This window comes from Micromonospora sp. GCM10011542 (genome assembly GCF_042650685.1).
Classification (GTDB): Bacteria; Actinomycetota; Actinomycetes; order Mycobacteriales; family Micromonosporaceae; genus Micromonospora.
This window is the reverse complement of the sequence record NZ_JBHSBO010000041.1, coordinates 16,133-38,797: the sequence shown is the minus strand read 5'-3', so window position 1 is coordinate 38,797 and position 22,665 is coordinate 16,133. Positions and strand designations below refer to the sequence as shown.

21 protein-coding genes, 2 tRNA genes, 1 other RNA gene and 2 pseudogenes are annotated in these 22,665 nt (G+C 71.6%); 9 read left to right on the top strand and 17 right to left on the bottom strand.

Annotated features, from left to right (window positions below; genetic code table 11):
- Nucleotides 1-29: 29 nt before the first annotated feature.
- From ACFOW4_RS15630 to ACFOW4_RS15615, 4 genes are all read right to left on the bottom strand, one after another.
- Entirely contained in the window at nucleotides 30-1,037 is a 1,008-nt protein-coding gene (locus tag ACFOW4_RS15630) for an ABC transporter permease (protein ID WP_377528243.1), read from the bottom strand.
- Between the two features lie 99 nt (nucleotides 1,038-1,136).
- Nucleotides 1,137-2,813, bottom strand: a complete 1,677-nt coding sequence (locus ACFOW4_RS15625; RefSeq protein WP_377528241.1) for an ABC transporter substrate-binding protein — start codon at nucleotides 2,811-2,813, stop codon at nucleotides 1,137-1,139.
- A 228-nt stretch (nucleotides 2,814-3,041) separates the two neighbouring features.
- A complete protein-coding gene (recR, locus tag ACFOW4_RS15620; protein ID WP_377528239.1) occupies nucleotides 3,042-3,635 on the bottom strand; it encodes a recombination mediator RecR in 594 nt (197 codons plus the stop codon).
- A gap of 8 nt (nucleotides 3,636-3,643) precedes the next feature.
- The gene (locus ACFOW4_RS15615) at nucleotides 3,644-3,952 is read right to left on the bottom strand and encodes a YbaB/EbfC family nucleoid-associated protein (protein ID WP_334627955.1); all 309 of its coding nucleotides are present in this window, start codon (nucleotides 3,950-3,952) and stop codon (nucleotides 3,644-3,646) included.
- 158 nt (nucleotides 3,953-4,110) lie between these two features.
- Between ACFOW4_RS15615 and ACFOW4_RS15610 the strand changes: the two genes are divergently transcribed.
- A complete protein-coding gene (locus tag ACFOW4_RS15610) occupies nucleotides 4,111-5,181 on the top strand; it encodes a DUF2332 domain-containing protein (RefSeq protein WP_377528237.1) in 1,071 nt (356 codons plus the stop codon).
- A gap of 124 nt (nucleotides 5,182-5,305) precedes the next feature.
- On the opposite strand, the gene ACFOW4_RS15605 is transcribed toward ACFOW4_RS15610, so the two are convergent.
- Together ACFOW4_RS15605 and ffs are read right to left on the bottom strand one after the other, a co-directional pair.
- The gene (locus tag ACFOW4_RS15605) at nucleotides 5,306-7,942 is read right to left on the bottom strand and encodes a DNA polymerase III subunit gamma and tau (protein WP_377528235.1); all 2,637 of its coding nucleotides are present in this window, start codon (nucleotides 7,940-7,942) and stop codon (nucleotides 5,306-5,308) included.
- A gap of 181 nt (nucleotides 7,943-8,123) precedes the next feature.
- An RNA gene (gene ffs / locus ACFOW4_RS15600) (signal recognition particle sRNA small type) lies at nucleotides 8,124-8,213 on the bottom strand.
- 82 nt (nucleotides 8,214-8,295) lie between these two features.
- Between ffs and ACFOW4_RS15595 the strand changes: the two genes are divergently transcribed.
- Nucleotides 8,296-8,380 (top strand) — tRNA-Ser (locus ACFOW4_RS15595).
- 251 nt (nucleotides 8,381-8,631) lie between these two features.
- Nucleotides 8,632-9,006, top strand: a complete 375-nt coding sequence (locus tag ACFOW4_RS15590) for a PH domain-containing protein (RefSeq protein WP_377528233.1) — start codon at nucleotides 8,632-8,634, stop codon at nucleotides 9,004-9,006.
- 12 nt (nucleotides 9,007-9,018) lie between these two features.
- Here ACFOW4_RS15590 and ACFOW4_RS15585 read toward each other — a convergent pair whose 3' ends face one another.
- Both ACFOW4_RS15585 and ACFOW4_RS15580 read right to left on the bottom strand, forming a co-directional pair.
- A complete protein-coding gene (locus ACFOW4_RS15585; RefSeq protein ID WP_377528231.1) occupies nucleotides 9,019-9,210 on the bottom strand; it encodes a pentapeptide repeat-containing protein in 192 nt (63 codons plus the stop codon).
- On the bottom strand, nucleotides 9,146-9,394 hold the full coding sequence (locus ACFOW4_RS15580) for a pentapeptide repeat-containing protein (protein ID WP_377528229.1): 249 nt from the start codon (nucleotides 9,392-9,394) through the stop codon (nucleotides 9,146-9,148). The genes ACFOW4_RS15585 and ACFOW4_RS15580 overlap by 65 nt, the downstream gene beginning before the upstream one ends.
- Nucleotides 9,395-9,762: 368 nt before the next feature.
- On the opposite strand from ACFOW4_RS15580, the pseudogene ACFOW4_RS15575 reads away from it, so the two are divergent.
- Nucleotides 9,763-10,367, top strand: a pseudogene (locus ACFOW4_RS15575) (hypothetical protein).
- Nucleotides 10,368-10,399: 32 nt separating this feature from the next.
- Nucleotides 10,400-10,882: a hypothetical protein gene (locus tag ACFOW4_RS15570; protein WP_377528261.1), complete on the top strand. Its 483-nt coding sequence runs from the start codon at nucleotides 10,400-10,402 to the stop codon at nucleotides 10,880-10,882.
- Nucleotides 10,883-10,938: 56 nt separating this feature from the next.
- Here the strand turns inward: ACFOW4_RS15570 and ACFOW4_RS15565 are convergent.
- Nucleotides 10,939-11,025: transfer RNA gene (locus ACFOW4_RS15565), tRNA-Ser, on the bottom strand.
- Between the two features lie 75 nt (nucleotides 11,026-11,100).
- Here ACFOW4_RS15565 and deoD point away from each other — a divergent pair.
- Entirely contained in the window at nucleotides 11,101-11,808 is a 708-nt protein-coding gene (gene deoD / locus ACFOW4_RS15560) for a purine-nucleoside phosphorylase (protein ID WP_377528227.1), read from the top strand.
- Between the two features lie 141 nt (nucleotides 11,809-11,949).
- Here the strand turns inward: deoD and ACFOW4_RS15555 are convergent, their stop codons facing one another.
- From ACFOW4_RS15555 to ACFOW4_RS15540, 4 genes are all read right to left on the bottom strand, one after another.
- Nucleotides 11,950-12,405, bottom strand: a complete 456-nt coding sequence (locus tag ACFOW4_RS15555; RefSeq protein WP_377528259.1) for a nucleoside deaminase — start codon at nucleotides 12,403-12,405, stop codon at nucleotides 11,950-11,952.
- Between the two features lie 196 nt (nucleotides 12,406-12,601).
- A complete protein-coding gene (locus ACFOW4_RS15550; protein WP_377528225.1) occupies nucleotides 12,602-13,129 on the bottom strand; it encodes a tRNA adenosine deaminase-associated protein in 528 nt (175 codons plus the stop codon).
- Between the two features lie 118 nt (nucleotides 13,130-13,247).
- Nucleotides 13,248-13,415: a hypothetical protein gene (locus ACFOW4_RS15545; protein WP_377528223.1), complete on the bottom strand. Its 168-nt coding sequence runs from the start codon at nucleotides 13,413-13,415 to the stop codon at nucleotides 13,248-13,250.
- Between the two features lie 111 nt (nucleotides 13,416-13,526).
- On the bottom strand, nucleotides 13,527-13,913 hold the full coding sequence (locus ACFOW4_RS15540) for a hypothetical protein (RefSeq protein WP_377528257.1): 387 nt from the start codon (nucleotides 13,911-13,913) through the stop codon (nucleotides 13,527-13,529).
- Between the two features lie 67 nt (nucleotides 13,914-13,980).
- Between ACFOW4_RS15540 and ACFOW4_RS15535 the strand changes: the two genes are divergently transcribed.
- Together ACFOW4_RS15535 and ACFOW4_RS15530 are read left to right on the top strand one after the other, a co-directional pair.
- A complete protein-coding gene (locus tag ACFOW4_RS15535) occupies nucleotides 13,981-14,742 on the top strand; it encodes a M23 family metallopeptidase (RefSeq protein WP_377528221.1) in 762 nt (253 codons plus the stop codon).
- 29 nt (nucleotides 14,743-14,771) lie between these two features.
- Nucleotides 14,772-15,842 (top strand): PHP domain-containing protein, encoded by a 1,071-nt coding sequence (locus tag ACFOW4_RS15530; RefSeq protein ID WP_377528219.1) that lies wholly within the window; start codon nucleotides 14,772-14,774, stop codon nucleotides 15,840-15,842.
- On the opposite strand, the pseudogene ACFOW4_RS15525 reads toward ACFOW4_RS15530, so the two are convergent.
- Nucleotides 15,725-16,899, bottom strand: a pseudogene (locus ACFOW4_RS15525) (DMT family transporter); the annotation flags it as partial. The gene ACFOW4_RS15530 and the pseudogene ACFOW4_RS15525 overlap by 118 nt on opposite strands.
- 212 nt (nucleotides 16,900-17,111) lie before the next feature.
- Here ACFOW4_RS15525 and ACFOW4_RS15520 point away from each other — a divergent pair.
- Complete coding sequence (locus ACFOW4_RS15520; RefSeq protein ID WP_377528217.1) at nucleotides 17,112-18,782, top strand: DUF885 domain-containing protein; 1,671 nt, start codon at nucleotides 17,112-17,114, stop codon at nucleotides 18,780-18,782.
- 66 nt (nucleotides 18,783-18,848) lie between these two features.
- On the opposite strand, the gene ACFOW4_RS15515 is transcribed toward ACFOW4_RS15520, so the two are convergent.
- The 3 genes from ACFOW4_RS15515 to ACFOW4_RS15505 all read right to left on the bottom strand — a co-directional run bounded on the left by ACFOW4_RS15515 (nucleotide 18,849) and on the right by ACFOW4_RS15505 (nucleotide 22,626).
- Complete coding sequence (locus ACFOW4_RS15515; RefSeq protein ID WP_377528215.1) at nucleotides 18,849-20,348, bottom strand: DUF6114 domain-containing protein; 1,500 nt, start codon at nucleotides 20,346-20,348, stop codon at nucleotides 18,849-18,851.
- Between the two features lie 77 nt (nucleotides 20,349-20,425).
- Nucleotides 20,426-21,049, bottom strand: coding sequence for a DUF6230 family protein (locus tag ACFOW4_RS15510; protein ID WP_377528213.1), 624 nt, complete (start codon nucleotides 21,047-21,049; stop codon nucleotides 20,426-20,428).
- Nucleotides 21,050-21,414: 365 nt separating this feature from the next.
- A complete protein-coding gene (locus tag ACFOW4_RS15505; RefSeq protein ID WP_377528211.1) occupies nucleotides 21,415-22,626 on the bottom strand; it encodes a DUF3068 domain-containing protein in 1,212 nt (403 codons plus the stop codon).
- Between the last annotated feature and the right edge of the window lie 39 nt (nucleotides 22,627-22,665).

The window sequence follows — 22,665 nt, the reverse complement described above, 5'->3', positions numbered from 1 at the left end:
CGGCGCGCCGGCCTGGGTGATCGGGTCACTCATCGCACACGCACCCTCGGGTCGATGAAGGCGTAGGAGAGGTCGACCAGCAGGTTGACCACCACGAAGATCAGCGCGGCGAGCAGGATGATCGCCTGGAGCACCGGGTAGTCCCGGCCACCGGTGATGGAGTCGGTGATCAGCGTGCCGATGCCGCCCCAGTTGTAGACCTTCTCGGTGAGCACCGCGCCGGAGAGCAGCGCGCCGGTCTGCAGGCCGATGGTGGTGACCACCGGGAGCAGCGCGTTGCGCAGGATGTGTCGACCCCGGATGGTGCGGTGCCGCAGGCCCTTGGCCTCGGCGGTACGCACGTAGTCCTCGTTGAGCACGTCCAGCACGCTGGCCCGGGTGATCCGCACGATCACCGCGAGCGGGATGGTGGCCAGCGTGACGGCCGGCAGGATCAGGTGCCAGAGCGCGTCGGCGCTGGCGTCGAACTCCCGGGTGAGCAGGCCGTCCAGCACGAAGAACCCGGTCACTTCGGTGTTGTCCAGGCCGGTGGTGAGCCGTCCGGACGGCGGGAACCAGTGGATGTTCTGGGTGAAGACGTCCTTGAGCAGGTAGCCCAGGAAGAAGATCGGAATCGAGATGCCGAGCAGGGTGCCGGCGATGGTGAGGTTGTCGAGGAACCGGCCACGCCAGCGGGCGGCGAGGTAGCCGAGCGGCACCCCGAGCCCCACCGCGATGATCATCGCGGCGAGCGCCAGCTCGATGGTGGCCGGGAACGCACGGCCGATGACCTCGGTGACCGGGTCACCCGACCGGATCGAGTTGCCGAAGTCGCCGGTCAGCACCCGCTGCATGAACTTGCCGTACTGCACCAGGATCGGCTGGTCGTAGCCGAGCGCCTTGATCAGTAGGGCGCGGCGCTCCGGGGTGGCACGCTCGCCGAGCAGCGCCTCGACGGGGCCGCCGGGCAGGTTCCGCAGCCAGATGAAGATCAGCGCCGACAGCGCTATCAGCGTCACCGCCAGCTGTAGCAGGCGGCGGACTATGACTCGCAACATCTCTCACACACCAGACTCTCGATGATCGCGGAATCGGCCCGGGCCGGGAGGAGCCCCGGGCCCGGGCCGATCCACGCCTACGGCGTCAGCCGACGAACGTCACTTGCTGACGCTGACCGTGTTGAACCGCTCGTCGGTCAGCGGGCTGGCCACCAGCCCCTTGACGTCCTTGGTGACGACGATGGCCGGCGGCGCGTGCCAGAGCGGCACGGCCGGCAGCCACTTGGTGGCGATGTCCCGGTTGACCTGCTCCCAGGCCGCCTTCTTGCCGGCGTCGTCGACAGTGGCGTCGGCCTTGGTGATCGCGTCGAACATCTCGGTCATCGACTGGTCGCCAAACTCGACCTTGCCGCGGCCGAAGAACGTGCCGACGAAGTTGCCCGGGTCGTTGTAGTCACCGGTCCAGCCCAGGATGTGCAGGTCCTGCTTGCCGAACTGCTGCACGTCGTCCTTGAAGCCACCGTTCCACGGACGCGGCACGCCGTTGACCTTGATGCCCACGGCCTGCAGGTCGTTGGCCAGGACGGTGAAGATCTCCTGCGGGTTCGGCATGTACGGCCGGGTGACGTCCGGCGGGTAGTAGAAGTTCAGCGTCAGACCCTCGGCGCCGGCCTCCTTGAGCAGCTGCTTGGCCTTGTCCGGGTTGTACTCGTACTTCTGCACGTCCGGGGCGTAGCCGAGCACGGTGTCCGGCATGAACTCGTCGGCGACCTTGGCCCCACCCGGGCCCTTGGTCTGCACCAGCTGCTGACGGTTGAGGGCGTAGGCGAGCGCCTGGCGCACCCGCAGGTCCTTCAGCTTCGGGTTGTTCTTCTGGTTGATGCCCAGGTAGAGGATGTTGAACGCCGGGCGGGCGATGACCTGGAAGCCCTCACCCTCGAGCGCCTTGCGGTCGGCCGGGGCCGGGAAGTCGATGCCCTGGACGGTGCCGGCACGCAGCTCCTGCTTGCGGGTGCTCTCGTCCTTGATGATCTTGATGATCATCTTGTCCACCTTGGCCTTCTCGCCAAAGTAGTCCGGGTTCCGGTTCAGGGTGATCTCGTTCTTGGCCTTGTCCCAGCCGCCGAACGTGAACGGGCCGGTGCCCACCGGGTTGGTGGTGGCGAAGGCGCTGTACTCGAAGGAGTCGCCGTTCTGCTTCACCGTGTCGGCGTCGTACTTCTTCAGCGCGTCCGGGCTGGCGATCGAGAGCGAGGTCAGCGCGAAGGCACCCGGGAAGGCACCCTTGTACTGGTTGAGGGTGACCACGGCGGTGCCGTCGTCCTTCGCCTCGCACTTGTTGTAGAGCGGCTTGCCGGCGTCCGGGTTCTCGTTCTTGGCGAAGCCCCCGAAGACGTCCATGTAGTAGATCATCTGGGACTGGGCGGCGGCGCCCTTCATGTTGTACCAGCGGTCGAAGTTGTAGCAGACCGCTGCCGCGTTGAACGGCGTCCCGTCGTGGAACTTCACGCCCTGGCGCAGCTTGAAGGTCCAGACCTTGCCCTCGGGGTCGTGCTCCCAGCTCTCGGCCAGGCCACCCTGCAGCTCCGCCGTGCCGGGCTTGTGGCTGACCAGGGTGTCGAACATCTGCCGGACCGGCCGGAAGGACTCGCCGTCGTCGTTGAAGATCGGATCGAAGTTCTTCGGGTCACCGGCACCCGCGAAGATGAAGGTGCCGCCAGTCTTGGCCTCGCCACTGTCGCCGCCGCGCTCGCTCTCCGCGCAGCCGGCCGCGCCGACCGCCAGAGCGGCTACGGCCGCGATGGTCACAGCCGTTCTAAGCCTTCTCGCCTGCATCTCTCACCTCTGTCATGCGCATGACCACGCCGAGTTGTGGCTCGGTCCGTGTGCCGGAGGCTATGACACGTCACACGTAAGCGGAACGCCCGTCAGGCAATCGCTATCAACCCGACACCTTGCGCCCGGGTCTGACAGTCGGCGGCACGCCCGAGACACCGGGCGACACATCGATGCGTGCGAAGGGGGTGGCACCGACGAAGTCAGCACCACCCCCCGCGGTACGACTCAGACGGCCCGGCGCCCCTCGAAGGCCCGGCCCAGGGTGATCTCGTCGGCGTACTCCAGGTCGCCGCCGACCGGCAGCCCGCTGGCCAGCCGGGTCACCGCGATGCCCATCGGCTTGACCATCAGCGCCAGGTACGTGGCGGTCGCCTCGCCCTCGGTGTTCGGGTCGGTGGCCAGGATCAGCTCCCGCACCTCGCCGCCGCTCAACCGGGTCATCAGCTCACGGATGCGCAGATTGTCCGGCCCGATGCCCTCCAGCGGATTGATCGCCCCGCCAAGGACGTGGTAGCGGCCCCGGAACTCGCCGGTCCGCTCGATCGCCACGACGTCCTTGGGCTCCTCGACCACGCAGAGCACCTCGTCGGTACGGCGCTGGTCACGGCAGATCCGGCACTGCTCGGACTCGGCCACGTTGTAGCAGGTCGTGCAGAACCGCACCAGCTCCTTGACCTTGCGCAGCGCGCCGGCCAGCCGGTTGACGTCGGCAGGATCCGCCGACAGGACGTGGAAGGCGATCCGCTGGGCGCTCTTCGGGCCCACGCCGGGCAGCCGACCCAACTCGTCGATCAGGTCCTGGATGGCACCTTCGTACATCTGCCGGCTCAGAAACCGGGCAGGCCGAGGCCGCCCATGCCGCCGGCGACCGGGCCCATCTTGCGCTCGGTCAGCTCCCGCGCCGCCTCGGCGGCGTTGTGCACGGCCGCGACGACCAGGTCCTCCAGCGTCTCCACGTCTTCCGGGTCGACGGCCTTCGGATCGATCTTGATGGCCTTGAGCTCGCCGGAACCGGAGACGGTCGCGGTCACCAGGCCGCCGCCAGCGGTGCCGGTCAGCTCCGCCTCGGCCAGCTCGGCCTGCGCGGCGGCGATCTGCTGCTGCATCTTCTGCGCCTGCTTCAGCATCTGCTGCATGTTCGGCTGTCCACCTGGGCGCACGGATGGCTCCTTCTCGCACTCGTCTGCTCGGCCGCCGCCCAGCCTATCCGCTGTGACCGACCACGCCCCGCCCGGTGCTTCCGCCCACGCCGGGTTCCGGAGGACGATCCCGGGAGCCACCAGAGGAGGTGCCGATGTCCCGCGAACAGGCCGCGGCGGTCATGGACCGGCAGGCTCGCGCCTGCGCGGCGCTGGCCGCCCCGCTCTACGCCGACCTGCTCACCCGCGCTGCCGTGGACGTCCGGGCCGGCGGCCCGTGCGCCGAGGTGATCGCCGACCACTTGGACGCGCCGCCCGACGCCGCGGTGCCACTGCGGCTCCTCGGTGGGGTCCACGCGCTGGTGCTCACCGGCCGCGCGCCGGAACTCGCCCGCTGGTACCCGAGCGCCGGCGGAAGCTACCGACCCGACGACGCGGCGGACTGCTGGGCCGCGTTCCGCGCGGTCGTCGCCAACGATCCGGGAACGCTGCGCGGCTGGCTGCGCCGCCCGCCGCAGACCAACGAGGTCGGCCGGGCCAATCTGCTGCTCGCCGGCCTGCTGTACGCCCTGGACGCCGTCGGCGACCGGCCGGTCCGGCTGATCGAGCTGGGCGCGAGCGCCGGTCTGAACCTGCGCGCCGACCGGTTCCGGGTCGAGGCGAGCGGCTTCGCCTGCGGCCCGGCGGACTCCCCGGTGCGGTTGCCCGACGCCTGGCGGGGCGGAGGGCCCGACTGGCTTCGCGACGCGGCGGCCCGCCACCCGGAGCTGACCGTGGTGGAACGGCTCGGCTGCGACCCGACCCCGTTGGACCCGGGCAGCGACGACGGGTCGCTCGCACTGCGGGCGTACGTCTGGCCGGAGCACCGGGCCCGCGCGGAGCGGCTCGCCGGGGCACTCCACCTGGCCCGGCGGGTGCCCGCCCGGGTGGAGCCGGTGGGCGCGGCGGAGCTGCTGGCCGGCCTGGAGCCGCAACCGGGCACGCTGACGGTGGTCTGGCACTCGGTGATGCGGCAGTACGTGCCGGCCCCCGAGTGGGCCCGGGTCGACGCCGAACTCGATCGGCTGGCCGCGGCGGGCCGCAGCGACGCCCCGGTGGCACACCTGCTGTTCGAGCCTGACCTCACGGACAGGGGACGCTTCCAACTCCGCGCGCGGATCGGGGACGGCCCGCAGCGGCTGCTCGCGGAAGCGCACCCGCACGGCCTGCCCGCTTGGACCCCGTGACCGACCCGCTCATCCCGCCGGTGCCGCCGGCGGGCACCGCCCTGGGCATGGCCAGCCACACGTCGCACCCTTCCCGTTGCCCGCACGCCCCGCCAGCCGGTGGGCTTCGTGAGCCGAGTCGGGCCTAGCGGGCGTCCGCGTCGCTGATCTTCTCCGCGCCAAAGGCCTCCCGGAGCAGCCGTACCGCCTGCTCCTCGCTGGACTCCCGAGCGGTCTGCTCGTCGATCACCTCGTCCAGCGGCTCGTCGCCCGGGTCGAAGCCCTCGTAGGTCTTGGTCGCCGGGGCGGCGCCGCCGCGCATCGGGCCGTCGAAGTCCGGGTCGTACGGCGGCTCGCCGGCCCAGTCGGCGTCCGCGGTCTTGCGGGCCGGCTGGGCGGGACGCGGACCGCGTCCGGCCGCCGCGGCACGGGCCGCCGCGATGGCGCTGCTGACCGGTGCGCCGTTACTGCCGTTGCCGCTGGACCCGGCCGCCTGCCGGGGCGCGGCGGCAGGCTTCTGCGCCGTCGCCGGCCCGGCCGGTGCCGTGGTGGCGGCGGCCGACGGTGCGGCTGCCTGCGGGGAGACGCCGGCGGTGGGCGTGTCGGCGTCGGACGCCGATCCACCGGGACGGGCCGCCTCGGGCCAGTGGTCGTCCGACTCACCAGCCGGAGTGGCGGCGGGCGCGGATCCGGCGCCACCGAGGCGGGCTGGCTCGGGCCAGCCTTCGTCGTCATCCGGAGCGGTCCCGCTGGCGGAGGCGCCACCCGGCCGCCCGCTGCCGGCGGGGAAAGCGTCGGACCGCGCCGGTCCGCCGGACGCGGTCGCCGGAGCCGGGCGTGCCGGGGCGGGGGTACCCGGAGCCGGGCGTGCCGGGGCGGGAGCACCCGGCGCGGGAGGCGCCGGAGTCGAGGCCGTCGGGGCGGGAGCTGTCGTGGCGCGCGGGCCGCCGAGTGACATGCCACCCCGCTCGCCGGACACCTCGCAGCGGATCTGCCAGCGGCCGCCCAACTCCTCGTAGAGCGCGTCGGTGAGCACCGCCGCGTGGTCCGCCATCATCTTGGCCAGCACCGTCGACTTGACCGTCAGCACCAGCGTGTCGCCGTCGAGTTCCCGGACCACCGCGTCGCGCATCAGGGCGGCGATCCGCTTGTTGGTCCGGTTGACCTTGCCGACCACGTCGGGCCAGACCCGGCGTACGGCGACCGCGTCCAGCGCCCCGGCCGGCGCGGCACCCGGTCGGGGTGGCTCGGGGGTCGCCGGGTCGGGGAGCACCGCCGACGGCGGCACCACCCGGCGGGGCGCCGGCGAGCCGACTCCCGCGCCGGGCACGGCCGGCGCACCGGAGGTCGGCCGGTCGGCGGAGGGCGAAGCCGGGAGGTCGGTGGTCGAGGCCAGAGCGTTCGACGCGGGACGGGAGCCCGCTGTGGCCGGCCCTGCGGCGGCATGGTCCGGACCGGAGGCGGCCACCCCGGTCCGGGCGGCGGCAGCCGCCGGCGTGCCGGCGGTCTCCGGGTGTGGCGCGGCGGCAGCCGCGGTCGGGGCGGGACCCGCTGGGCGTACCCCTGGGGTGTGGGTGGCCGGCGCGGGGCCGGCGGCGGCCAGCGGCGCGTCGGTGCCGGCCAGGGTGAGCCGGCGCTCCATCCGTTCCAGGCGTTGGAGCAGGCCGCCGGTGGAGTCGTCCGCGCCGGGCAGCAGCATCCGGGCGCAGATCAGCTCCAGCAGCAGCCGGGGCGCGGTGGTGCCGCGCATCTCCACCAGGCCGTCGTGCACGATGTCGGCGCAGCGGGAGAGCGTGCCGGGGCCGAGCTGCTGGGCCTGGGCGGCCATCCGCTCGATCTGGTCGGCCGGGCCGTCGATCAGGCCCTTGGCGGCGGCGTCCGGCACCTGCTGGAGCACGATCAGGTCGCGCAGCCGCTCCAGCAGGTCCGAGGCGAACCGGCGGGCGTCGTGCCCGGCCTCGGCCACCCGGTCGACGGTGGCGTACGCGGCAGCGCCGTCCCCGGCGGCCAGCGCGTCGCACATCTCGTCGATCAGCGCCGCGTCGGTGACGCCGAGCAGCGCCGCGGCCCGGGCGTAGGTGACGCCCTCCGGGCCGGCGCCGGCGATGAGCTGGTCGAGCACCGAGAGGCTGTCCCGGGCGCTGCCACCGCCGGCGCGGACCACCAGCGGGAAGACCGCCGGCTCGACGGTGACCCCCTCGGCCTGGGTGAGCTGCTCCAGGTACGGGCGGAGCACCTTCGGCGGGATCAGCCGGAACGGGTAGTGGTGGGTCCGCGACTTGATCGTGCCGAGGACCTTCTCCGGCTCGGTGGTGGCGAAGATGAACTTGACGTACTCCGGAGGCTCCTCGACCAGCTTGAGCAGGGCGTTGAAGCCGGCCGACGAGACCATGTGCGCCTCGTCGATGATGTAGATCTTGAAGCGGCTGCTGGCCGGCGCGAAGAAGGCACGCTCGCGCAGCTCGCGGGCGTCGTCGACGCCGCCGTGGCTGGCCGCGTCAATCTCGATCACGTCGATCGAGCCGGCGCCGTCGGTGGCCAGCGAGCGGCAGGAGTCACACTTGCCACACGGCTCGGGGGTGGGGCCCTGCTCACAGTTGAGCGAGCGGGCCAGGATCCGGGCGCTGGTGGTCTTGCCGCAGCCGCGCGGGCCGGAGAAGAGGTAGGCGTGGTTGAGCCGCCCGCTGCGCAGCGCCTGCGACAACGGCTCGGTGACGTGTTCCTGCCCGATGACCTCGGCGAAGGTACGCGGCCGGTACTTGCGGTAGAGCGCCAGCGTCACTCGTCCCGCCTCCTCTCGACCGAGCCATTCTGCGCCGGTCCGCTGCGGGTGACCACCCACCCCGCCGGCCTGTCCGGGTTGCCCCGCTTGATCAACTCGGCTTGCCGGAAGTCGCGGTGTCGGTCCGCCCGGGACACCCCGACATCACGGAGGTCGAGTGGATCAACCGGCCCACAGACAGAAAGGCCTCCCGTGCACCCGGCAGAGCTCGCTTATCCTTGCTGCCTTCCGGCCCTGGGGAGGTTCACGAGATACCGCCGCACGGGAGGTGACGCCCAGCCTACCCGACCGCTCGTCGATCTTCAGGGGGTGGTGGCGTGTCCCGGCCGACACGGGCCTGTATCCTGGCTCGCGGAGGATTCGCCTAGAGGCCTAGGGCGCACGCTTGGAAAGCGTGTTGGGTTAACACCCTCACGAGTTCGAATCTCGTATCCTCCGCTCGCTTGAGCAGCACGAACGTCAGGGTCGGCCCCATCGGGGCCGGCCCTGAGTCGTCTCCACGTCGCTCTCGCCCAGTTGTCGTCCCACCTGCCCCGTCCGGCCCGTCCGGCCACCCGGCACCAGGCAGGCGGCCCGCCCGACAGTCCGCGACAACCTGATTCGATCAGCCATCACCGGCTGGCCATCCACCCTTGAACGGGGGCCGATTGGTTGATCTTCCGGCCCAGCAGCCCGGCTACGGTGGCGCCATGATCGACTTCTCCAACGGTTCCGTGTTCAAACTGAGTCCGTGCAATCCAGCCGACATCGCCCCTGCGATCGCACCCCTGCTGATTCCTGGCGAGCAGATGGTGTCGTGCTTCAAGGCCGCTCGGGACTTTGTCGTGTTCACGGACAAGCGTCTGATCGCGGTTAATGTTCAAGGAATTACCGGCAAGAAGCGAGACTTCACCTCTCTTCCGTATAGCAAGATTCAGGCATTCTCGATCGAGACTGCCGGCACCTTCGATCTCGACGCCGAACTCGACCTGTGGTTCAGCGGGCTCGGGAAGGTTCGGCTGGAGTTCAAGGGGAACTCGGACATTCGGCAGCTCGGGCACATGGTCGCCTCCTACGTGCTGTAAGCATGGACACCGTCAGGGCCGGCCCCACCGGGACCGGCCCTGCATCGTCTGCACGACTGCTCTCCGCAGGTCGGTCCTGTAGAGCTTGGCCGAATTGAGAACGGCGTGCTGGAGATCAGCCCCCTCCAGAATCGCCTCGTCATGCTGCGCCGCAAACAGCCGCGCCGCACGGAAGCGTGCATTCCGGGCAGAGCAGCCGACCATTTCCGCCTTGACCAGATCCGCACCGGAAGAAATCAGCGCCCTGCAGGTGGGCGTTGTTCAGGTTCGCGTCGCCGAGATTGGCCTCCTCGAACCGGACGCCCGCCAGATCCGAGTTGGCGAGGTAGGCGCCGGTCAGATCGAGACGGCTAAAATCCGCGCCCCGGAAATCGAGGAAATCGCCCACAGGTAGGCCCTGTCCGAGGACGCGGCGAACCACTCCTCGATCGCCGCCCTGGCGTCCGGGCTGGCCGGCCAGCGGATCACGTCGACGCTGCTCCGCTTGTACCTGAACCCCACCCTGCCGTCCCATCCCCTACGAGCGGCGACCCGCGCATCGAGAGCGGCCAAGGCACTCGGCAACGGGGTTGCGGAGTCGAGGATGACATTCTGCCCATAGGCACGCCGGCCAGGCGGCCCCGGCCGCAGCCAGCCTCACCGCCGGCGAATCCGCGGCCGGGACCCGACGGGTACGGTCCGGGGATCGATGACGGCGGACGCCGATCCGTCGTACACATGTTCCATCCACAGGCTGTGGATGCCGGGGGGATCTCGATGGCTTACCAGCTCAGCGCGGTGGTCGCGGACGCTGACCTGCTCCGCGAGCGGACCGCGGACCTGGACCACGCGGTCCTCGGCGAGCTGCGTCAGGACTTCGGGTCACGCCGCAACTCGTCGTGGAGCTGACCGGGTCACTGCCCGACTTCGCGGTGGACGAGCCCGGCCCGGAGCGTCCGTTCCACCTGGTGCTCTCCCCGGCGCTGGTGGCGGTGCTGGCGGACTGGTCGCGGCAGGGTCCGGTCGCGTACCTGGAGGCGGAGTTCGGCGGTGGCGCCGGCTACCAGTCGGCCGTGGTGTGGCTGGGCGGGGCCCCGGTCTGGGGGCCACGTTTCGACCAGCTCTTCGAGGCCCCGCGACCGCACTGGCCGATCAACGCGGCCCTCGCCGAGCTGGGCGCCGAGCCCGGGGACTGGATCGACCTCTTCGCCGAGCTGGGGCTGCACGTCGAGCGGAACACCACCGGCTGGCTGGCGCACGGCCGCCGGCGGCTCAGCGCCGACTACTGGGACGAGCTGGCCGACGAGTGGGAAAACCGGCAATCCGTCGAGCGGCAGCAACCTGATCGCCCCGGTCCCGTTGGGGACTGGGGGATTCCATGAAATCGCGACAATTCGTGTTCATTGCCATGCTGCTGACGGCTGCCTCGATCGCGGGCAGCGGCAGCCAGCCACCCGGACCGGGGGCCAGCGGGGCGGTCGAGGTGGTCAACCTGGAGGGCCTGCCGGAAATCGAGTTCGGCGACACCGAGGGTGAGTTGACCCAACGTGGCGCGCTGCGCACCGACGTGACCCTGTGCGGCCCGACGCTGACCGATCACGACGAGGTCAGTCCGGTCTTCGTCGAGGAACGGCTGGTGCTGCTCTGGGCCGGCGACCCGATGCGGACGCCGGAGGGCGTCACCGTCGGCACGCCGGTCGCCGAGGTCTGGTCGCGATATCCGTCGGTACGCCACCTGCACGCTCCACGGGGGACGTACCGGCTCGACGGGCTGCTGGCCAGCCAGGGCGACCGGGCGTACCTGTTCCTGCACGACGGGGAGACGGTCCGCAAGGTCATCGCGGGGTACGCCGACTGGGCCGAGCGCCTCTTCGACGAGGGCCAGGGCCCCTGCTGACCGAAAACGCCCGGCCGATCCTCGCGGATCGTCCGGGCGTTCTCGCTGTTCACGAGCGGTGGCGGCGGGATTTGAACCCGCGGAGGGCGTTAACCCTCACACGCTTTCGAGGCGTGCTCCTTAGGCCACTCGGACACGCCACCGCCGACGAGGGTACAGGACGCCGGGTTGCGACGCCGAACCGGTATCGCCGGAAGCGGCCTGGCAGGATCGTTGGCATGAGTACGCACATCGGCGCGAAGCCGGGCGAGATCGCCGAGCGGGTCCTGATGCCGGGCGACCCGCTGCGGGCCAAGTGGATCGCGGAGACCTACCTCGAGGGCGCCACCTGCTACTCGACCGTCCGGGGCATGCTGGGCTTCACCGGCCGCTGGAACGGCGTCGAGGTCTCCGTCCAGGGCTCCGGCATGGGGATGCCGTCCGCCTCCATCTACGCCCACGAGCTGATCAACGAGTACGGCGTGAAGACGCTGATCCGGGTCGGCTCCTGCGGTGCCCTCAGTGAGGACCTCCAGCTGCGCGACGTGGTGGCCGCGATCGGTTCGTCCACCGACTCGAACATGAACCGGATGCGCTTCGACGGGCTGATCGACTACGCCCCGGTGGCCGACTTCGGGCTGCTGCGTACCTCGGTCGAGGTGGCGGAGCGGCGCGGCATCACCATGCGCGTGGGGCCGATCCTGGCCGCGGACGCCTTCTACACGGACCGGCCGGACCTCTACGACACGCTCGCCGACTACGGCGTGCTGGCGGTGGAGATGGAGTCCGCGGCGCTCTACACGATCGCCGCGAGGTTCAAGGCCCGGGCGCTGACCGTGCTGACCGTCAGCGACCACATCAAGACCGGCGAGAAGACCACCTCCGCCGAGCGCGAGCAGACCTTCAGCGAGATGGTCGAGATCGCCCTGGACACCATCATCGCCTGACCGTCGGGACGGCAGCACCACCAGGAGCGTGATGACTGTGCGGCATGAATATGCCCCACAGTCATCACGCTCTTTCGCATCACGCCCGCCCGACCGCCCGGTCGGACAGCCGCCTCCCTCGGGGAGAGCCGAGCGGTGCGGTCAGCGGAAGAAGGCGCGCAGCACGGCGGCGGTCTCGGTCTCCAGCACGCCGCCGTAGACCTCGGGGCGGTGGTTGAGCCGGCGGTCGCGCAGCACGTCCCAGAGTGAGCCGGACGCGCCGGTCTTCGGCTCCCAGGCGCCGAAGACGACGGTGGAGACGCGGGCCAGCACCAGCGCGCCCGCGCACATGGTGCACGGTTCCAGGGTCACCACCAGGGTGCAGCCGTCCAGCCGCCACCGGCCGGCCCGTTCGGCGCCCCGGCGCAGCGCCAGCACCTCGGCGTGCGCGGTCGGGTCGCCGGTCAGCTCCCGCTCGTTGCGAGCGGCCGCCAGTTCCGTACCGTCCGGGCCGTAGAGGACCGCGCCGACCGGGATGTCGTCCACCGGGTCGGCGTCGGTGTCGGCTTCGGCGGCACCGGAGGGGCCGGTGACCGCGACCTCCAGGGCCCGGCGCATCCACAGCTCGTGCCGTTGCCGGCGACCGGCCTCACCGAGATCGGCCAGGCCCTCGTGGGCGCCCGGTCCCACGCGGCGCACCGCGCCGGGGGTCGGCTGCCCCGGCCGGACCGTCTCCAGCGCCGGATCGGTGGCGTCGGCCGGCTCCGAGCCGCCCAGGGGCAGGGACCCGCCGCCCGGGTCGGCGCCGGTGGGATCAGACCTCACGCAGTTCCTCGACCTCGTCGGCGCAGCCGAGCACCTGGCACACCTCGGCGGTGACGTCGGCCGGCAGCATGCCTTCCAGGGCGCAGAGGGCCAGCAGCTTCTGCGCGGAGACTCCCAGGTCGGCGAGGAGGTCGGCGTCGCCCACCGGGTCGGCCTCCGGGTCGACCGCGGGCTGTTCGCTCTCCTCGTCGCCGCCGGCGGCCGGACGCGGCTCGTCGCCGTCCTCGATCCCGGTGACCGACGTCTTCAGATCCCCCACCAGCAGCGCACCGAGCCGGGACTCTTCGGCGTACGCCGAGTCCGACCCGAAGACCCGCAGGTCCTCGCCCTCGTCGAGCCGCAGGATCACCAGGTACGCGTCATCCGCCTCGACGAAGAGCAGCGACACGTCGGCGTCCTGGTCGACGTCGCGCAACCGGTCGGCGACCTCGTCAATGTCGTTGGCACCGCGCAGACTGACCTCGGCGGCGGTCCAGCCGCTGTCGTCGCGCACCACGGCCGCAGCGAAGTACGACACGGTCCCCCCAATAGCCTCGGCACAGCACGCCGACTCGTTACGCGTGCACGTTAGCCGGTCGGGTCGGCAGGCGACCGGTCAACGCCCCGAAGGGCCGGCCATTCCTGACAAAGTCGGATCAACCGGCTACCCGGCGACGGGTGGCGATCAGCTGTCGCAGGCGCTCGCTGCGCAGCCGCTGCGGCCGCTCGCGCTGGCGTACCGTTCGGGCTCCCGCCAGCTCGGCGAGCACCTGCAGGCGGCGGCGACTCCGGTCGGGGTCCAGCCGCGGGGTGTTCCAGGCCATAGTGCCGAGCGTGCCGAGTCTCGGCGGCCACGTCAAGACGGCGTTCGCTGCGCAGCCGACCCGCCACGCCGCGCAGTCACCGCCGCCGGTTCCCGCCCGTGCCGGCCTCGCTCACCAGAGCGGCCAGTCGCCGCTGGTGGCCCAGCGGACCGCCACCACGGCGGCGGCGATGCTCCAGCCGCCGGCGGTGACGATGGCGACCCCGGTGGCCACCCCACGGTCGCCGAACCGGACCAGCACCAGGGCGACCAGCCAGGCCAGCAGCCCGGCCACCACAGTCCACCACGCGTAACTGGCCACGTCAGTGCCGAGCAGGCCGAAGAGCAGCAGCCACAGGGTGGCCGCTCCGCCACCGGCGGCGACGCCCGCTCCGGTGACCGGGTGGGGCTCGCGGTAGGTGGGGCGCGTCGGCGGACCGGCCGGGAAGAGCCCCGACGGGGTACGCGGCACCGGGCGCGGAACCGCCCCGTGCTCCGGGGCGGGGAAGGACGGGTCGATCGCCACCGTCGCTGCCTCCCCTCGCGCGCCGCTCGTGCCCACGGTACCGGTCTGCCAGGATGGCCGGATGCCCTCGCCGATGATCGGCCGTCGGGTGCGCGCCGCGTACCCGATCCTGTTGCTGCTCGCCCCCGTGCTGGCCGCCGGCTGCGCCACCACCCGGCCGGGTGTGCCGGACGGCGCCGCGCCGACGCCACCGGGCATCTGGGCCACCGCCGACCAGCCCTCGTCGCCGTCGGCCGCACCATCGTCCGCCGTGCCGGCCACCCCGGCGCCGTCGTCGGCCAAGCCGTCGACCGCCGCACCCCGCGTCGGGCTGCGGCACGTCTTCCCGGTACGCGCCGGCAACGTCGCCTACCACCCGACGCACTCCGCGTACCCGGGGACGGACATCTTCGCCGACTGCGGCGAGCCGGTCGTCGCGGTGACCGACGGGACGGTGCTGGAGGTCAGCCGCACCGACCGGTACGACAAGCGGGGGCCCCAGGGTCCGAACAACGGGGGCCTGTCGGTGTCCCTGCGCGGCGACGACGGGGTGCGTTACTACGGCTCGCACCTCAGTGTCGTCGCCGGCGGCGTGCAGCCGGGCGTACGGGTCAGGGCCGGCCAGCAACTCGGCAAGGTGGGCCGTACCGGCAACGCGAACAACGTCTGCCACCTGCACTTCGGCATCTCGCCCGCGTGCACGGGCCGCGACGGCTGGTGGATCCGGCGCGGGGTGGTCTGGCCGGCGCCCTACCTGGATTCCTGGCGCCGTGGCGGCAACCGGGAGCCGGCCGCCGAGGTCACCGCCTGGCAGCGGAAACACGGCTGCCCGAAGGCTCCCTGAGGGCCGGCGCAGCGGCTAGGTTCGGTGGGATGAACGCCCGGGACCCCATCGCCGACCTCCGCCGGATCGCGTTCCTGTTGGAGCGCGCGAACGAGGCCACCTACCGGGTCCGGGCGTTCCGCTCGGCGGCCAAGGCGCTGGCCGGCCTGCCGGCGGCGGAGCTGGCCGAGCGGGCCGGCAACGGCACCCTCACCGAGATGGCCGGGGTCGGTGACGTCACGGCCCGGTGCGTGGCCGAGTCGCTGACCGGCGAGGAGCCGGTCTACCTGCGCCGGTTGATGGCCACCGAGGGCAGCGACCTGGACGCCGAGGCCACCGCCCTGCGTACCGCGCTGCGCGGCGACTGCCACACCCACTCGGACTGGTCCGACGGCGGCTCGCCGATCGAGGAGATGGCGCTGGCCGCCGTGGAGCTGGGCCACGAGTACCTGGTGCTGACCGACCACTCGCCCCGGCTGAAGGTGGCCCGGGGGCTGACCGCCGACCGGCTGCGCCGGCAACTGGATCACGTGGCGCAGGTCAACGCAGCGCTGCCGGACGGGTTCCGGATCCTCACCGGGATCGAGGTGGACATCCTGGCCGACGGTTCACTGGACCAGGACGAGGAGCTGCTGTCCCGGCTGGACGTGGTGGTCGGCTCGGTACACAGCGGGCTGAACGACGAGCGGTCGAAGATGACCCGACGGATGCTGGCCGCCGTCGCCAACCCGCACCTGGACGTTCTGGGCCACTGCACCGGCCGGATGGTGTCGTCCCGACCGGCCGGGGTGACCGGGCCCGGCGACCGGGGTCACCGCGCCCGGACCCGGGGGGAGAGCGACTTCGACGCGGACGCCGTCTTCGCCGCCTGCGCCGAGCACGACGTCGCCGTGGAGATCAACTCTCGGCCGGAGCGGCAGGACCCGCCGAAACGGCTGATCCGTCGGGCCCTGGAGGCGGGCTGCCGGTTCGCCATCAACACCGACGCGCACGCCCCCGGCCAGCTCGACTGGCAGCGGTTCGGCTGCGAACGCGCCGCCCGCTGCGGAGTGGGTGCCGACCAGGTGATCAACACCTGGTCGGCGGAGGAACTCGTCGCCTGGACCAACGACCGCCGCTGACCTGATCGGCGGGACCTTATTCCGTCGCGCGACCAGCGCGCGGTCAGTGCGGCCCCCGCGCCCAGCCAGCGCGCGGTCAGCGCCGGACGGGCTCCGCCGCCGGGGCTGCGGGAGCGCTGGCGCCGAGCACCGGCCGGGGTCGGCGGCGACCCAGCACGCCCTGCGACACCGCGACCCCGAGCAGCACGATGAACGCGCCCACGGGCTGGTGCCAGTTGAGCCGCTCGTCGAGCGCCAGGGCACCGATGAGCACCGCGAAGACCGGGATCAGGTAGGTGACGGTGGAGGCGGTGCTCGCCCCGGCCACCCGGATGTTGCGCATGTTGATGACGAAGGCGACGCCCGTGCCGAGCGCGCCGAGCATCAGGACGCTGGCCACCACCCCGGCCGAGAGCTCGGTGGGCAGCGGCGGCGTGCCCGCCACGAACGGGGTGACGATTGCGAGCTGCGCGGCGGCGAGCAGCAGCTGTGCCGCCGAGAGCGAGAGCCCCGAGTGCGAGCTGCCGGCGATGAACCGCTTCTGGTACGGGATGGCGACGCCGTAGCAGGCGGCCGCGCCGAAGCACATCAACTGCCCGGTGAAATGGGCCCCGCCGATGCCCTCCCAGACGCCGAGCACCACCAGCACCCCGAGGAAGCCCAGCCCGAGACCGACCGTGCGCCGCACGGTCAGCCGCTCGGTGCGGAAGACCAGCACCGCCAGCGGCAGCACGATCAGTGGCGTGGTGGCGTTCCAGATGCCGGCCAGCATCGACTCGACCCGCTGCTCCCCGTAGCCGAAGAGGGTGAACGGCACGGCGACGCCGAACGCGGCGACCACCATGAGGTGCGCCCAGACCCGGGGCTCGTTGGGCAGCCGGTCGCGCAGCACGGCGAGCACCAGCAGCAGGGTCAGCGCACCGGCGGTGACCCGGTAGAGGGTGAGCTGCACCGGGTGCAGCTCGGCCACCCCGACCTTGATGAACAGGAAACTGGAGCCCCAGATCGCGGCGAGCGCGAGGAAGCCCGGCAGCCAGGCGCGCAGCGGCGCTCTGTCAGGAGTGATGTCGGCGGTCACCCCTGACACTCTGCCGGAGCGGTACGACAATGTCCCCCCGACTTTCGGACACGGTGTCGGCCGCCACAGTGCCCTTTCCGTACGGGTACGGCGGGGCGGCGACCGACCCGGTCGGCGTGTCGACCCGGGCCACCGGAAACCCGCCCAACCCGCCGTCCGAACACGACAAATGCCGTCGACATCGGGGCCCGGTGGTCCCGTAGGGTCGAAGCGTGGGACGAATCGATGAACTAGCCAACCGCTACGTGGCCGAGTGGGCGCCGTTGAGCCCGACCGGTGCGACCTATGTCGGCATCGCCGGCCATGACGACCAGCTCGACGACCTGTCGCCCGAGGGTTACCGGGCGCGCGCCGACCTGACCCGTCGGACGCTCGCCGACCTGGAGGTGATCGAGCCGGAGACCGAGGCGGAACGGATCGCCAAGGAGGCCATGCAGGAACGGCTCGGCCTGGACGTGGCCCGCTACGAGGCCGGCGAGGCCACCAGCGAGGTCAACGTGATCGCCAGCGGGCTGCACGACATCCGCATGGTGTTCGACCTGATGCCGACCGCGACGGCCGACGAGCAGGCCAACGTCGCCGCCCGACTCAACGGCTTCGCCGGAGCGCTCGAGGGCTACAAGACCACGCTGCGCGAGGCGCTCGCCGCCGGCCAGGTGAGCTCGAAGGTGCAGCTGGTCGAGGTCGCCAAGCAGTGCGACATCTGGACCGACCCGGCCGGGGACAACTTCTTCCACGGGCTGGTCGAGCGGTTGGGCGCGGACGGCACGCTCGGTGCCGAGTTGCGCCGGGGCGCGGCGGCGGCCACCGCGGCGACGGCCGAGTTCGGCCAGTTCCTGCGCACCGAGCTGGCCCCGCACGGGCGTGACAAGCAGGCCGCCGGCCGGGAGCGCTACGAGCTCGCCTCGCAGTACTTCCTCGGGGCCAGGGTCGACCTGGACGAGACCTACGCCTGGGGCTTCGCGGAGCTGGCCCGCCTGGAGGGCGAGATGCGGGCCGTTGCCGCGCGCATCGCGGGTCCCGGTGCCAGCGTCGACGAGGCGGTGGCCAAGCTGGACGCCGACCCGGCCCGGACCATCCAAGGCAAGGAGGCGTTCCGGGACTGGATGCAGGCGCTGGCCGACAAGGCGATCGGCGAGCTGCACGGCACCCACTTCGACATCCCGGAGCAGGTACGCCGGATCGAGTGCTGCCTGGCTCCGACCAGCGACGGGGCCATCTACTACACCGGGCCCAGCGAGGACTTCTCCCGTCCGGGTCGGATGTGGTGGGCGGTGCCGCAGGGCATCACCGACTTCTCCACCTGGCGTGAGGTGACCACGGTCTACCACGAGGGCGTACCGGGCCATCACCTCCAGGTCGCGCAGACCGCGGTCCGGGCCGACCTGCTCAACCGCTGGCAGCGGCTGCTGTGCTGGGTCTCCGGGCACGGCGAGGGCTGGGCGCTCTACTCGGAGCGCCTGATGGATGAGCTGGGCTACCTGGAGGACCCGGGCGACAAGTTGGGCATGCTCGACGGCCAGGCGATGCGGGCGGCGCGCGTGATCGTGGACATCGGCATGCACCTGGAGCTGGAGATCCCGAAGGACAACCCGTTCGGTTTCCACCCGGGTGAGCGGTGGACGCCCGAGTTGGGCTGGGAGTTCATGCGGGCGCACTGCCGGGTGCCGGACGCGAACCTGCGCTTCGAGTTGAACCGCTACCTGGGCTGGCCGGGCCAGGCGCCGTCGTACAAGGTCGGTGAGCGGATCTGGTTGCAGGCCCGCGAGGACGCCAAGGCCCGCAAGGGTGCGGACTTCGACCTCCGGGAGTTCCACCGGCAGGCGCTCGACCTGGGTTCGCTCGGGCTCGACCCGCTGCGTCGGGCGCTGGCCCGGCTCTGAGTCGTACCGGCAACGGTCGGAAGGGCGGGAACGGCTGCGGGCGCTGGCGCGCGGCCGTTCTTCCGCTCAGCCGAGGGTCAGCGCCAACGCCGGCCGGGCGGTCAGCGTGTCGCTGGTGACGTACGCCAGGTCGATGACCGGGTCGGTGAACGTGATCGGGATGGGTGAGGTGATCGGGATGCCGCCCGGCAGCGGCAGGTCCGGGGTCAGCGTGATCTTGATCCCGAGCAGTCGGCCGACGAACCGGGTGGCGTAGAAGGCGACGTTGCCCCGCACCGTCAGCCGGTCGGTCGCGTACCGCTGGGTGCGCCCCTCGGGACCGTCGGCCCGCAGCAGGAAGTCGTCGGTGACCGCCTGCCGCATGCTGAACTTCAGCACCTTCAGGGTGCCCTTCTCGGTCCGCAGGTCGGTGATCCCGTCGAACCGCAGCCCGGTCATGGTGACCTTGGAACCGGTGAGCTTGGACGGCGTCTGCGCCACCTTCGGCAGGGTCCGATCGGCGGCGATGCGCGGCAGCGGCTTGCCGGGTTCCACCTTGCCCGGCGCGGTCGGTGCGCCGGGTCGGGTCGGTTGGGGTGCCGGGCAGGCCGTGGACCCGGGACGGGGCGTCGGCCTGCCGGTCGGGCTCGCCGTCGGGGTGGCGATCGGGCTCGCCGTCGGGGTGATGGTCGGTCGCGCCGACGGCGTGGCGGTGTCCTTGCGACCGCCACCGGTGAGCAGGTCTCCGATGCCGTCCAGGATGTCGGTGATCACGTTGCCGCCCGAGGTCTGCTCCGGTTGCGGACCCGGGCTGACCGTCGGCGTCGCCGGGGACGGGCTGCGGCTGGGTGGCGTGGACGGGGTGGAGGCCCTCGACGGGGTGGGGCAGGCGGCCGCAACGGGCAGGGTCGGCGCGGCCCGCACGGGTCGGGGCTGGGTGGCCACCAGGCCGGTGGCGGACAGGCCGAGCACCACCAGCGCGACGGCGAAGGCTCGCGGCTCACCGGAGCCGCCCGGTCGTTCGGGTGGTACGCCCGCCCCGGCCGCGGTGTCCTCGCCCTGCGGGCTGCCCGGCGTCGCGTCCCGCGCCCCGCTGCCCGCCATCAGCTCGTCGGTCAGGTCCGGGTCGTCGGAGCCCGACCGGGCCGGGTCGCCCGACGCCGATGCTTCGGCTCCGGTCCGCTCCGGCCCGGGTGCCGCGGTCGGCGTCCAGGCGAAGGCGAGGGCGCTGCCCACGATGCCGAGCAGCAGGCCGAGGAAGAAGCCGCTCAGGTTGAGCCCGATCAACGAGTAGACCGCGGTCACCGCCGCGACGATCGAGTAGAACAATCGCTGCGCCGGCGTGAACCAGAGCAGCAGTCCGCAGGTCACCAGGATGACGGGGATCAGCAGGGAGAGCAGACCGGTGGCTCCGCTGTGGAAGCTCAGGCCGTTGAGCGTCATCCGGGTGGAGCCGAACATCTCCACCCCGGCCAGGGCGACGATCAGGCCGCCCCAGAACGGTCGGCTCTGCCGCCAGCGGCGGAAGCTCCGCCAGGCCTGGGCCGGACCACCGGGCCGGGCATGTGACGGGTTGGCGGTTGTCACGTACTCCTCCTGGCGCAGCGGGGCGGGGGACACGGACCGGGCCCGCGGCGGTTGCCCACCGCGGGCCGCGGCTCAGCTCAGAAGCACTCCTTGCCCTTGGCGTCATCGCCCACGTTGACCTTCAACCGGAGCCCGACCAGGTTGAAGGTGGCCGCGGTGGTGTACCGGGACACCTGCTGGAGGTTGGTGATGGTGACGTGGTCGGAGTTCTGGCCGAACGAACCGGCCTGCGCCGTCGGGTTCAGGTCGGTCGCGTCCCGGCCGATCCTGATGTTGGTGAACGTCGCGTTGCCCTTCAGCGAGTCCATCGCGATCAGCAGGTCCTTGGCCCGGGCGGGCTCCCTGCCCTCGCCGGCGTTGATGGTGAGCACCACCGGCAGGCCCGGCAGATCGGCGCGGACGGACTGGCAGAGCTTGTACAACTCCGCGCTGCTGATCTCGGAGAGGGCGACCGGGTGGACCTCGCCGGGCTTGCCGTCCTTCCCCTTCTCGCGCACGATGCCGCCGTACTGCTTGAAGCCGTCGCCCTCGAGGCGCTCAGCGCCGATCTTGAACGTCTGCCCGGACACGGTGAGGTCGGACGCGATCGCGCCGGTCGACATGCCGAACAGGATGGCGCCGGCGGCGGCAGTCGCGGGCACCATCATGGCGGCGAACCGCCGCCACCGGGTACGACCGGGGTTGTCGATCCGATCCTGCACGGTTCCTCCTCAGGGGATGCGCGCGGTGCCGGTCTCGGACTGGCGGCCCGCACCGGGCCCGTCACCTGTTACCGGCTGGTAACGAACGAGCATGATGGTGCACCCGAGGAGGCGCGCGTCACAACCCCCGGCCTACCCGCTGGTAACACCTGCGGGCCATAGAGCGACGCGTCTGTCACGCCGGCGCACACGGCGCCGCCCGGCAAAGACTCCATAGCGGACAATCACCAACAAGATCCGTCACGTTCGGTAACCGAATCATTGATAGGTAACAATCGGACAACGACAACGTGGGGCGCTTTGTAAAGCACCGAGGGGTGGACCGCAACGGTCCACCCCTCGGGTCGCGCACACTCACACGACGATCAGCGCTTCTCCACCTCGTCCGCGGCGGGACGCTGGGTCGGCACGGATGGGTCGTCGGCCTTCCAGTTCGTCGACGCCGGCGGAATCTCATCGCTGAGCGGACCGCCTGCGGGCTCGGTCCTGGGCTGCTCGAGCGTTGCGGAGTCGTCGCGTACCGGCTCCTGGTCCACCCGGGTCGACGCCGGGGCGGCGGCCGACGCGGCCGCCGCGGTCTCGGCGCGGTGCCGGGCGGTGCCGCCGTTGGGCCGCGTCACCAGCCACACGCCGGCAACGAGGGCGAGCAGACCGAGGACACCGGCGGCGATCGGACCCCACACCTTGATCAGGCCGATCTTGAAGCGGTTGTCCTTGACGGTCTCGGCGCTACGGCTGACCGTCTCGTCGGTGTAGTTGAAGTCCGCGTCCAGCAGCACGGTGGGGGCGCCGGTGTCCGGGCGCAACTCCTTGCGCTGCTGCTCCCGGACGTTCACGTAGGAGCCGGTCACGGGGTCGACCCAGAGCGTCCGGGTGTTGCTGTAGACGATCTGGCCGCTGGTGGCGCCGGGAGCGAACTTGCCGACCAGCGTCTTGAGGCTGCTCTCCGGGGTGGCCAGCACCTCGTTCTCGATCCGCTGCTCGAAGCGGTACGTCTCGACGCCCTTGATGGTCTCGGTGCCCTTGAACTTCGCCGGGAGGGCCTTCTTCAGGTCACGGTCGAAGACCTGGTAGTCGCGCTTTCCAGTGCCGAACGGGAACTTGTAGATCTGGCCGGCGTACGTCACGTTGCCGGCCGGGGTCTCCTTCGCCCCGGTCTCGTTGAGCCACTGCTCCTTCCACGGGGCGGCCGCTCCGGAGATCCGGTAGAGGGCCAGCTCAGTGCTGTACTGGCTGACCACGTCCTGGTTGTCGGCACGCCGGACCGTCTGGTAGACGTCCCAGATCACCGCGTCGCCCTTGAGTTCCTTCGGCAGCCGGTCCTTCGTGTCCTCCGGTTGCGGAATGACCTCGACGTTGGACAGCAGGGTGGCCTGCGGGACCTCGATGCTCACCGAGCTTCCGTTGGCGGTGATCTTCAGGAACCGGGCGTCCTTCGCTTCCGCGACGGACTTCGTCGGTTCGAGGTCATAGGGCAGCTTGGTCACGGCGGGGGCTACGTAGAACGGCAGCCCGGCCGCGAAGACCAGCAACAAGACGCCCAGCCCGAACAGCGCGGCGCCCACGCGAAGCTTCACTCATCCTCCTGTAACCTGCCGCCCTACGACCTGTTGTCC